8 protein-coding genes, 1 tRNA gene and 1 other RNA gene are annotated in these 11120 nt (G+C 60.5%); 7 read left to right on the plus strand and 3 right to left on the minus strand.

The features are described 5' to 3' along the window. The 4 genes from ACJ8IN_RS22120 (at position 1) to pnuC (ending at position 2405) form a co-directional block, all read left to right on the plus strand. Positions 1–76, plus strand: a tRNA-Lys gene (locus ACJ8IN_RS22120). A gap of 73 nt (positions 77–149) precedes the next feature. Then, positions 150–274: non-coding RNA, RtT sRNA (locus ACJ8IN_RS22125), on the plus strand. Positions 275–597: 323 nt separating this feature from the next. Beyond that, entirely contained in the window at positions 598–1659 is a 1062-nt protein-coding gene (gene nadA, locus ACJ8IN_RS22130) for a quinolinate synthase NadA (protein WP_015376982.1), read from the plus strand. Positions 1660–1679: 20 nt separating this feature from the next. Continuing rightward, positions 1680–2405, plus strand: coding sequence for a nicotinamide riboside transporter PnuC (pnuC, locus tag ACJ8IN_RS22135; RefSeq protein ID WP_047568862.1), 726 nt, complete (start codon positions 1680–1682; stop codon positions 2403–2405). Between the two features lie 35 nt (positions 2406–2440). Here the strand turns inward: pnuC and zitB are convergent, their stop codons facing one another. From zitB to ACJ8IN_RS22150, 3 genes are read right to left on the minus strand one after another with little or no spacing between them, the layout of a single operon-like run. Continuing rightward, positions 2441–3403 carry a CDF family zinc transporter ZitB gene (zitB, locus tag ACJ8IN_RS22140; protein WP_033637476.1) on the minus strand — a complete coding sequence of 321 codons (963 nt, stop codon included), beginning with the start codon at positions 3401–3403 and terminating at the stop codon, positions 2441–2443. Then, positions 3403–6603 (minus strand): ATP-binding protein, encoded by a 3201-nt coding sequence (locus ACJ8IN_RS22145; protein WP_060421760.1) that lies wholly within the window; start codon positions 6601–6603, stop codon positions 3403–3405. Before ACJ8IN_RS22145 ends, zitB begins: the two co-directional genes overlap by 1 nt. Beyond that, positions 6600–7205 carry a response regulator gene (locus ACJ8IN_RS22150; protein ID WP_060421757.1) on the minus strand — a complete coding sequence of 202 codons (606 nt, stop codon included), beginning with the start codon at positions 7203–7205 and terminating at the stop codon, positions 6600–6602. Before ACJ8IN_RS22150 ends, ACJ8IN_RS22145 begins: the two co-directional genes overlap by 4 nt. Before the next feature lie 212 nt (positions 7206–7417). On the opposite strand from ACJ8IN_RS22150, the gene aroG reads away from it, so the two are divergent. From aroG to ACJ8IN_RS22165, 3 genes are all read left to right on the plus strand, one after another. Continuing rightward, entirely contained in the window at positions 7418–8470 is a 1053-nt protein-coding gene (aroG, locus tag ACJ8IN_RS22155) for a 3-deoxy-7-phosphoheptulonate synthase AroG (protein WP_033637478.1), read from the plus strand. Positions 8471–8733: 263 nt separating this feature from the next. Then, complete coding sequence (locus ACJ8IN_RS22160; RefSeq protein ID WP_047571676.1) at positions 8734–9924, plus strand: YjgN family protein; 1191 nt, start codon at positions 8734–8736, stop codon at positions 9922–9924. A 7-nt stretch (positions 9925–9931) separates the two neighbouring features. Continuing rightward, on the plus strand, positions 9932–10966 hold the full coding sequence (locus ACJ8IN_RS22165) for a M48 family metallopeptidase (RefSeq protein WP_033647148.1): 1035 nt from the start codon (positions 9932–9934) through the stop codon (positions 10964–10966). The last annotated feature ends 154 nt before the right edge of the window (positions 10967–11120 follow it).

Raw genomic sequence — 11120 nt, forward strand, 5'->3', positions numbered from 1 at the left:
GGGTCGTTAGCTCAGTTGGTAGAGCAGTTGACTTTTAATCAATTGGTCGCAGGTTCGAATCCTGCACGACCCACCAATTCAGAAAAAGCGCCTTTTGGCGCTTTTTTCGCATCTGCGCCACCAGATTCTGCTTTACCCTCTTGCCAACAGAGTTCACCGAGTCGTGCGGGTGAGAGCCTGCGCTCAGGTTCGAGTATCGCGCAGCGATACGACAACGCGCAGCGTTGCCCGCAGGGTGAGGCCACAGGCCGAATCAATCCTGCACGACCCACCCATTCAGAGAAAAGCGCCTTTTGGCGCTTTTTTCGCATCTGCAGCACCGTAATCTACATTCGTGCTTTCTCGTTTCAACATTGCACCGATCATCATCCCGCTGTTCTCTGAACGGGCTATACGGTCTCGTCAGGCCATTATCCGCTGTGAACTGCACGGCCAGCGTCCGTATTTTTAATTCATTAAACAATGGATGCGCAAATATGAAAATATCAGCGGACTTTTCGCGCAAATTTAGGTATTTTGTTTAGTATATAAAACGAAGGGCGTTGCGGCAGGCGATATTCACGCGGCAGGCGCCCAGCCTAGCATGAGATTGCAGCGATGAGTGAAATGTTTGATGTCAATGCGGCGGTGTATCCCTTCCCGCCTAAACCGGTACCGCTGGACGTAGCCGAAAAAGCCTTTTATCGCGAGAAGATCAAAACCCTGCTCAAGCAGCGCAATGCGGTGATGGTCGCACACTATTATACCGATCCGGAAATCCAGGCGCTGGCGGAAGAAACCGGCGGCTGCGTGGCGGATTCGCTGGAAATGGCGCGCTTCGGCAGCGCCCATCCGGCTTCCACGCTGCTGGTGGCCGGCGTGCGTTTCATGGGGGAAACCGCCAAGATCCTCAGCCCGGAAAAACAGGTGCTGATGCCGACGCTGTTTGCCGAATGTTCGCTGGATCTGGGCTGCCCGGAAGAGGAGTTTCATGCGTTTTGCGACAGCCATCCCGATCGTACCGTGGTGGTCTATGCGAACACCTCGGCGGCGGTCAAAGCGCGCGCTGACTGGGTGGTCACTTCCAGCATCGCCGTCGAGCTGATCGAACACCTGGACAGCCTGGGCGAGAAGATCATCTGGGCGCCGGATCGCCATCTCGGCAGCTACGTGCAGAAGCAGACCGGCGCCGACGTGCTGTGTTGGCAAGGCGCCTGCATTGTCCATGACGAGTTCAAGACTCAGGCGCTGCGGCGCATGAAGGCGCTCTATCCGCAGGCGGCCATTCTGGTGCATCCCGAATCGCCACAGGCGGTGGTTGAATTGGCGGATGCGGTGGGATCGACCAGCCAACTGATTCAGGCGGCGAAAACATTGCCGCATCAACAGCTGATCGTCGCCACCGATCGCGGTATCTTTTACAAGATGCAGCAGGCCTGTCCGGACAAGGAGCTGTTCGAAGCGCCGACCGCCGGAGAAGGGGCGACCTGCCGCAGCTGCGCGCATTGCCCGTGGATGGCGATGAATGGCCTGAAGGCGATTGCCGAAGGGCTGGAGCAGGGGGGCGCGCAGCATGAGATCCACGTGGACGCCGCGCTGCGTGAAAAGGCGCTGGTGCCGCTGAACCGCATGCTGGATTTCGCCGCTCAGCTTAAAATGCAGGTTAAAGGCAACGCTTAACCGTTTAAAAGGATGACCTCATGAGCTTCTTCAGTACCAGCAATATTCTGGTGCACATTCCGCTTGGCGCGGGCGGTTACGATCTGTCGTGGATCGAAGCCATCGGCACGCTGTTCGGGTTGCTGTGCATCTGGTACGCCAGCAAGGAAAAAATCATCAACTACCTGTTCGGCCTGATCAACGTCACGCTGTTCGCGGTGATTTTCTTCCAGATCCAGCTGTACGCCAGCCTGCTGCTGCAGCTGTTTTTCTTCGGCGCCAACATTTACGGTTGGTATGCCTGGAGCCGCCAGACCCAGGATAATCAGGCTGAGCTGCAGATCCGCTGGCTGCCGCTGCCGAAAGCGTTGGCCTGGGCGGCGGTCTGCATCATCGGCATCGGCCTGATGACCTTCAATATCGACCGCGTGTTCGCCTGGTTGACGCAGATCGCGGTGGCGGTGATGCAAGGGCTGGGGCTGAACGTGCAGATGCCTGAGCTGCAGCCGGACGCGTTCCCGTTCTGGGATTCGGCGATGATGGTGCTCTCCATCGTGGCGATGATTCTGATGACGCGCAAGTACGTGGAAAACTGGCTGCTGTGGGTGGTTATCGATGTCATCAGCGTGGCGATCTTCGCCTACCAGGGGGTGTACGCGATGGCGCTGGAGTATGTCATTCTGACGCTGATTGCCCTGAACGGCTCCTGGCTATGGATCAAGAGCGCCGGGCGCAATGGTTCCAACCCGCTCTCTTCCGCACCTTAACAACGCAGAGGGCGCCGTGATGGCGCCCTCTTGGCTTAGTGGCGATGTCCCAGATGGGAGTGGGCTTCGGCATGTGAGTGTTCACTCGGCTCCGGCGCCCGGTTGATACCGCAGTCCGGTGTCTCGCAGTGCCGGTACTCCATCTGAATGGTCACGTGGCCAATCTTGTAGTGTTCCAACAGATAAGCCTGAATGCGTTGCAACAGCCCATCGTGGTCATGCGGCGGGATCACCTGCGCATGCAGCGTCATCAGCTTCTGTTCGCCGATCTGCCAGACGTGCACGTGATGGATGTTGCGCACTTCCGGGATATTCAGGCACAGGTCTTTTTGCAGCTTGGCGATATCGACCTCCTGCGGCGTGCCTTCCAGCAGCTCGTGGAAACTCTCCTTCAGCAGCCGCCAGGCGCTGCGCAGCACCAGACAGGAGACGAGCACCGACAGGATCGGGTCAATCGGCGTCCAGCCGGTGGCAAGAATGACGATGGCGGCGACGATGGCGCCCACCGAGCCGAGTAGATCGCCCAGCACATGCAGCGCGGCGGCGCGCACGTTGATATTTTTCTCTTCGCTGCCGCGATGCAGCAACCAGAAGGCGAACAGGTTCGCCAGCAGCCCCGCTACGGCGATGATCAGCATCGGGGTACCCATCACCGGCTGCGGCTCGAAGAAACGCCGTATCGCCTCCCACAGGATGAATACCACGATCACCAGCAGCGCCGCGGCGTTGAGGAAGGCCGCCAGGGTGGTCAGGCGCAGGTAGCCGAAGGTGTGGCGCGCGTTGGGCTTGCGCTGGGAGAAGTGCACCGCCATCAGCGCCACCAGCAGCGCGGCTGCATCGGTCAGCATGTGGCCGGCGTCGGCCAACAGCGCCAACGAGCCGGACAACAGGCCGCCGACCACCTCGGCCACCATAAAGACGGCGGTGACTAAAAAAGCGGTCAGTAGGCGTTTACTATTACTGTCTTTCGGCAGGTGTACGTGTGGAGTGTCCGACATTATTCATCCTTATGCATAGCCAAAGTGGGGGCGGCGGCGAGCAGAGCGTCCAGCTCCGGCACTATCTGCGCCACTAACGCCTTTAATTTAGTATAAGCGGCGGCGGCAAGCGCGCCCCGACGTGCGGTTTCCACCAGCTGCTGGCACAGCTGCGCGGCTTCCGGCAGTTGCAGCATCAGCAGGCTGCCCTTGATGCGGTGCGCCGCCTGCTCCAGGCGCGGCCAGTCGTTCGCGGCGACGGCGTCCGCGAGCCGCTGCCGGTCTTGCCGCAGCGTATCGCCGAGCGTCTGCGCCAGCCGCTGCAGCATGGCGCGATCGCCACCCGCCATTTCGACCAGCGTTTGCCGCAGGTCAGTAAGGACTGACTTTGCTTCCTGCACCTGCGGTTGCTGAGCCAACACCTGGCCGATCGCCGCCAGTGAAATCGGTTTGGTCAGGAAGTGGTCGATCGCCACCAGCCCCGGAGGAATGCGGGTAAACTCCTGCACGTCTGCCGAACAGAGCACGATGCGGCAAGGCGGGCGTTGCAGCCGCTGTTCGTCGCGGCGGATCAGCCTGGCCAGCGTCAGGCCGTCCGGGCGCGGCATGTTATAGTCGATAAACAGCAGATCGAACGGTTGCCGGCGTTGGGCCTTCAACAGCGCATAGCCTTGTTCGAAGCGGGCGGGTTGCAGCCCGAAGTGGCGCAGCTGGCGTTCCATCAGCAACAGATTGGTGGGGTGATCGTCGATCAGCGCAGTACGCAAGGCGGAAGACGGCAGAGCAAAGGGGCTTTCCTCCGGGGCGGCAACCGGCGCCGCGCCGCTCAGCTCGACCGGTATCGCGACCTCGACGCGGGTGCCGACGCCCGGCTGCGAGTGCAGCTCGATGCGGCCGCCCATCTGTTCGACGATCTCTTTGCAGATCGACAGCCCCAAACCGGTACCCTGCACCGAGATGCGTTGCGCGCCGCGCGCGCGGTAAAACGGTTGGAACAGTTTGTCTATTTCATCGGCGGCGATACCGCAGCCGCTGTCGTTCACCGTCAGATGCAATTCCCCCTGCCGCTCATCCTGCGCGCGCCAGCCGATCTCGACCTGAATGGCGCCGCGCGGCGTAAACTTTATCGCGTTGTTTATCAGGTTGTTAGCTACCTGAAGTAAACGCTCACCATCAATCACTACCGCCTCCGGCAATGCCGGATCCGCCACCACGCTCAGCGTCAACGGCCGCTCGCCGATCAGCGGCCGGTAGAGGGCGTCGATGCGCGCTACCCAGGGGCGCAGCACCACCGGTTTCGGTGCCAGCGTCAGCGAGCCGGTTTCCAACCGCGCGTGATCCTGCAGGTCGTTGAGCAGGTTGAGCAGCGATGAGGCCGAGCTGTATATCACCGGCAGGCCTTCCGGCGCGGGTTGGCGTTTGAGCTCCAGTTCCAGCAGGCCGAGGATGGCGTGCATCGGCGTGCGCAGCTCATGGCTGACGGTGGCGAGGAATTTGCTCTTCATGCGGTTTTCCGCCTCTGCGCGGCGGCGCGCGTGCTCGAGTTCTTCGCGTTCGCGTTTTTCACGGCGCTGCAGCATGAAACGGCGCAGCGTCAGCGCCAGCAGCAGCACGGTGGCGGCGGCCAGCAGCGCCAGCAACCAGGTGGTCTGCGGCGGCATGCGGTTGTCATTCACCGCGTCGATCAGGTTGCTGCGGTCGACGATCCACTCGTCGCGCAGCGATTGCAGGGTGTCCGCCGGGATCTGCATCAGGTTCTTATCGAGGATCGCCAACAGAAGAGGTTGATCGCGGCGCACGCCGAAGGCCACTGGGTAGGGGATGTTGTTGGCGGCAAAGGCCAGCTTGATGGCGCCGGAATAGCGCGACAGCGCCAAAAAGTTGGCGGAGATGACGTTATCCACCAGCGCATCCAGCTGGCCGTTGGCCAGCGCGTCGTACATCGACTTGCTGTCGGCGAAGCTGATGGTTTGCTCCTGTTCCGGCACCAGCCCCTGCGCCAAATCGCCCTGCAGCACGCCGATGCGCTTGCCGGCCAAATCGCTCCAGGTGGAAATGCCGTCGGCGTGCTGGCCGACGTAAACCCCCCACAGCGAACGGTGGATCGGCATGCTGGCGCCGTAGCGCGCCTTGACGCCGCGCGCCAGCGGCAGGGCGGCGCGGAAGCTGGCCTGGCCGGACTGCACCAGCAGATCGGCCTGCTCGGCGTTGCGCGCCCACAGCGGCGCGAAACGCAGCCCGGTGTTTTGCGCGATGATGTTGAGAATGTCGATGGCGTAGCCGCGCGGCTGGCCGTCGGAGCCGCGGTAGGCGAACGGGAAGTTGTTCTCGATGGCGGCGTAGTAAACCACGCGGTGGCTCGCCACCCAATTCTTCTCCATCGTCGTCAGATCGGCATTGCCGGTATCGAGATAGCTGGGGATCTTCTTGCTCCAGCGGCCCTGCAGGGCGTTCATCAGCTCCATCGGCGCGTCGGCGATGGCGGTGTCCAGCGTGTCTATCAGCCGCGAGTCGTCGGCGGCGAACACGAAGGACAGGTTGCCCAGGTTCTCGTTGCTTTCAATCTGATAGAGCTGGCCGAGCTGCAGCTGATCGATGATAAAGCTGGCGCTGGCCTCGTCGGCGATAAAGTAGTCGCTGCTGCCGTTGAGCAGCGAGTAGACCGCCTGCAGATTGTTGTCGTAGCGCTGGATCTGCGACGCGACCGCCTGCAGAGCGCCGCCGGACTGCATGTCGGTCAGCGCGCCGATCGCGACGCGGGCGTTGGCGGAGTTGAGCATCACCGGCCGATCGTTGCTGCGATCGCGCAATACGCGCAGGTTGCTGACGTAATAGGGCTGAGAGATCGCCAGGCCGTGCAGCGCCTCACTCTGCGGGATGCCGTACAGCAGATCGATCTTGCCGTCGTGCAGCGCCTGCTCCAGCTGCGTCAGATCGGCAAAGCCGTAAATGGCGAAGCGAATGCCGGTCACCTGCTGGATATAGCCGAGGTAGTCGGCATTCAGCCCATACAGATCGTCATCCACGATGATGTTGTACGGGCTGGTGTTCTCACTGACGATGCCGACGCGCAGCGTACGGTCGCGCCAGGGGTTTTTCTCGCCGACGATCAGCATATTCTCGGGGGTATTCAGATTGCTGACCAGCTGATAGCGCACCGGCTCCGCCGCCTGCGCCAGACCGCACCACAGGAGCAGCAGCAGCAGGGCGCGGCGCATCATGGCGCCAGCTCTTTAAACACCGCCACCAGCTCCAGCAGGTTGCCGGCGCCGGTTTTGCGCTGGATGTTCTTCTTGTGGGTGCTGACGGTCTTGTTGCTGATGTGCAGCCGATCGGCAATCTGCAGGTTGGACAGCCCCTGGCTCAACAAGCCCAGTACCTCGAGCTCTTTGGGGGTGAGCAGCCCGCCGTCCGCCGTCGGCGGCTCTTCGGCCAGCGCGGCGGCGGGGAAGCGGGTTTCACCGTCCAGCACCTGCTCGATCGCCTGCAACAACTCTGCCAACGAGCTGCCTTTGTTGACGAAACCGTTGGCGCCGGCGGCATGCGCCATGCGCGCATAGACCTCGGCTTCCTGCGCGGTATAGATCAGGATCGGCTGCTGCGGGTAGCGGCGGCGGATTTTTTTCAACAGCTGCAGCCCGTCGACCTGCGGCAGGCCGATATCCAGGATCACCAGGCCGAAAGCAGCCTCGGCCAGCAGGGCCAGCGCCTGGACGTCGTCCTGCGCCGCCTGGAGGCGGTAGGGGCGGGATGATTTCATTAGCGCCGCTTCCAGTGCGACATGAACCACCGGGTGGTCATCAACTAATAACAGAGAGGGCATGTTCAACTCGGGTCGATTTATATTCCGATCGCTAGCATAGCGAAAAAGGAGGCTCTGCGCTCCCCTGATGAAACAGCACAATCTGCTGTTAATTTGGCGGTTCCAGCGGCGGGGGGCAAAGGTGATTTACAGCGCCATTCCCACAGGCTAGATTGTTGGGATCTACACTGTTACGCACTGCGAAATACCCCTCGATACCGAATGGAAAAGCTATGAATTACCAAAACGACGATTTACGCATTAATGATATTAAGGAACTCCTGCCGCCGGTGGCTTTGCTGGAGAAATTCCCGGCCACTGAACGCGCGGCAAAGACGGTGTCCCAGGCCCGCAGCGCAATTCACAATATCCTCCGCGGCAGCGACGATCGCCTGCTGGTGGTGATTGGACCTTGCTCTATCCACGATACGAAAGCCGCCAAAGAGTACGCGGGGCGCCTGCTGGCGCTGCGTGAAGAACTGAGCGGCGAGCTGGAAGTGGTCATGCGCGTATACTTCGAAAAACCGCGCACCACCGTGGGCTGGAAAGGCCTGATCAACGATCCGCAGATGGACAACAGTTTCAACATCAACGACGGTCTGCGCCTGGCGCGCAAGCTGCTGGTGGAGATCAACGACAGCGGCCTGCCGGCCGCCGGCGAATTCCTCGACATGATCACGCCGCAGTACCTGGCGGATCTGATGAGCTGGGGCGCCATCGGCGCGCGCACCACGGAATCGCAGGTGCACCGCGAGCTGGCCTCCGGCCTTTCCTGCCCGGTGGGCTTCAAGAACGGCACCGACGGCACCATCAAGGTGGCGATCGACGCCATCAACGCCGCTGGCGCGCCGCACTGCTTCCTGTCGGTGACCAAATGGGGCCACTCGGCGATCGTTAACACCAGCGGCAACGGCGATTGCCACATTATCCTGCGCGGCGGCAAAGAGCCGAACTACAGCGCGGCGCACGTGAAGGACGTCAAAGCCGGCCTGAGCAAAGCCGGGCTGCCGGCGCAGGTGATGATCGACTTCAGCCATGCCAACAGCAGCAAACAGTTCAAAAAGCAGATGGACGTGAGCGCTGACGTTTGCGGGCAGATTAGCGGCGGTGAAAAAGCGATCATCGGCGTGATGATCGAAAGCCACCTGGTGGAAGGCAACCAGAACCTCGAAAGCGGCGAACCGCTGGTTTACGGCAAGAGCGTGACCGACGGCTGCATCGGCTGGCAGGATACCGAAACCGTGCTGCGCGATCTGGCGGCGGCGGTGAAAGCGCGCCGCGGATAATCGTAAAAAATGAAACGGGCTCGGCAGCGGGCCCTTGTTTTATCCTTGTCATTGTACTTCTCTCTCCCGCTAATTTAAGGCTTACACTTAATAGGCCAATGAAATCATTAAGCGGCCACCTTCGCATTATTCCTATTTAATAAAAGAATAATTGTCACTGCTCGCGGCATTGTGCTTATATAAGACGCTTTTTTATTCCGCAAACCCCGCATGACGAATAAGCGGGGAGTGGTATGACCTATTACTTTCAGGACGAAAGAATTATGACAAGCAATACCTCGCAGCCGCTGGGGCTGCACCGGATTAAATTCCATGGGAAAGGTGGCGAGTACTTCGCGATTTGGTTGGTCAACGCATTATTGACCATCGTGACGCTGGGCATCTATTCCGCCTGGGCGACGGTGCGCCGCCGCCGCTATTTTTACGGCAACACGGAATTGGACGGCGATCGTTTCGATTACCATGCGCAACCGCTGCAAATTCTGAAAGGGCGGCTGTTGGTGATCGGCGGCCTCATCGTATTTTATATCCTGTTGGCGGTAACGCCACTGCTGGGGCTGCTGGCTTTACTGGTGTTGCTTGCCCTGCTGCCGTGGATCGTTATCCGCAGCTGGCGCTACAATGCGATTATGTCGAGCTATCGCGGCGTGCGTTTTAATTATGTTTGCCGCACCGGGCGCGCTTATTGGGCGTTACTGTTCTGCCCGCTATTGCTGATTATCGGGCTTTATGTCGCCTTAATCATTTTGCTCAGCATTGGCAGCGGTTTTGACAGCATCAACGCCATCGGCCTGATGTTGGTGTTGACGCTGCTGTTGGCCGTGCCGGCATTCGCCGCCGTCAACGGTATTATTAGCGCGCTGCAGCACGATCTGTACGTTAATAACCTGTTTTTCGGGAATACGCCGTTTATTGCCGAGCTGAAAAAGTCGGCCTTTATCAAATTTTCCTTGATCGGCCTGCTCATTTTCCTGCCGTTTATGTTGGCGGCGCTGGTGTGTATGGGGTCGTTCATTCTGTCGCTGTACCAAATGGTATTGATGGGCATGCTGACGGATGAAACCGCCGATTTGCTGGTGCTGGAAAATATTGGCAGCCTGCTGCTGATGATGGTGGTGCTGCTGATTGGCGCCTTGATCGCCGGCAGCTATCAGGTCGTCGCCCAACGCAACTATCTGTTTAACCAGGCGACGCTGAACGGCAACGTTAAACTGCACTCTTCCATGCAAACGCTGCCGTATATGGGGCTGTTGATCACCAATACCCTGATCACCCTGTTCTCGCTCGGTTTCGCCGTGCCGGTGGCGGAAGTGCGCCACGCCCGTTATCTGGCGGAGTGCACGGCGGTTGAAGGCGATCTGGCGTTGCTGGACATCGCGGCGCATCAGGAAACCGCCAACAGCGCGGTGGCCGAAGAAGCGGTGCAGGCGCTGGATCTGGGCGGCAGCTTCTGAGGCGCCGATGATCCTCGAGGGCGCCTATCAGTTGCCGGGGCGGGCCGCACGTGAGGCGGCTCGCCTGCTGGTGAACGAAAGCGGCGAGGGTGTGACGCTGCAGCGGCAGGATGAGCAACGTTACATCCCCTTGGCGGACATCACCGTCTCTGCGGCGCTGGGCAATATTCCGCTGACGCTGACCTTTAAGGACGGCGCGCGCTTTGTGCCGGATGACGATGCGGCCTTCCGCCGCTGGTTCTATCAGCGCCGTTCGCCGGGCTGGGTGCATCGCCTGGAGCGCCACAAACGCGGCGTCGCCGTGGCGCTGCTGATGACGTTGCTGGCGGTCGTGGCCTACGTTAACGTCGTGCTGCCGTGGGCGAGCAGCGAGATCGCCATGCGCATCCCTACCTCGGTGGAACAGACGCTGGGCGAACATACGCAGACGTTTTTGAGCCAAAGCGGCTTTGAACCCTCCGCATTGCCGGCCGAGCGGCAGCAGGCGTTGCAGCAGCTGTTCCGGCAGGTGATGCCGGCCGAGATGCGCCAGGAGCGTACGCCGCTGTCGTTGAAGCTGATGGCGGCGCCCGGTGCGCCGAACGCCTTTATGTTGCCGGACGGCACGCTGGTGCTCAGCGATGGGCTGGTCGCCCTGTCGAAAAACGACGATGCTCTGGCGGCGGTGATGCTGCATGAGATGGGGCATCACGCTTATCGCCATCCGATGCGCATGCTGGTGCGTTCGTCACTGGTGGCGTTGACGCTGATGTGGATGACCGGCGACGTCAGCGGCATCGGCGACACGCTGCTGCAGTCTGCGTCCTTCGTGAATGAGATGCAGTTTTCCCGCGGCATGGAGCGCGAGGCGGATGCGTTCGCGATAGCGGAAATGCAGCGCCAGGGGCGTTCGCTGGCGCAAATGGCGGCGATCTACCGCGCGTTGGCGCAGGCGCCTGAGCGCGAAACGGCCGACGGCTGGGCGCTGCCGGCCTGGCTCAGCACCCATCCGGCGATGCAGGAACGGCTGGACGCGGTGAATGAGGCGATGGCGCAGCAGTAATAAAAAAGCCCCCGGTTTTCACCGGGGGCTTTTTCGTTGTAAGCCTTAAACCACCTCCTAAGGAGGTGGTGATTGAACCTGTGAGGCTCTAGCCTGAAGGAAACCCATGCCGGAATATTCCAGCTTACTCACCACAAGTAAGAAGGAAATCACC

It is taken from the genome of Serratia sp. CY31944, from assembly GCF_052169175.1.
Lineage (GTDB): Bacteria > Pseudomonadota > Gammaproteobacteria > Enterobacterales > Enterobacteriaceae > Serratia > Serratia sarumanii.

Coding starts and splice junctions, on each gene's coding strand:
- ACJ8IN_RS22165 (WP_033647148.1), top strand. CDS start 9,932: ATGATCCTCGAGGGCGCCTATCAGTTGCCGGGGCGGGCCGCACGTGAG.
- pnuC (WP_047568862.1), top strand. CDS start 1,680: ATGAGCTTCTTCAGTACCAGCAATATTCTGGTGCACATTCCGCTTGGC.
- nadA (WP_015376982.1), top strand. CDS start 598: ATGAGTGAAATGTTTGATGTCAATGCGGCGGTGTATCCCTTCCCGCCT.
- zitB (WP_033637476.1), bottom strand. CDS start 3,403: ATGTCGGACACTCCACACGTACACCTGCCGAAAGACAGTAATAGTAAA.
- ACJ8IN_RS22145 (WP_060421760.1), bottom strand. CDS start 6,603: ATGATGCGCCGCGCCCTGCTGCTGCTGCTCCTGTGGTGCGGTCTGGCG.
- ACJ8IN_RS22150 (WP_060421757.1), bottom strand. CDS start 7,205: ATGCCCTCTCTGTTATTAGTTGATGACCACCCGGTGGTTCATGTCGCA.
- aroG (WP_033637478.1), top strand. CDS start 7,418: ATGAATTACCAAAACGACGATTTACGCATTAATGATATTAAGGAACTC.
- ACJ8IN_RS22160 (WP_047571676.1), top strand. CDS start 8,734: ATGACAAGCAATACCTCGCAGCCGCTGGGGCTGCACCGGATTAAATTC.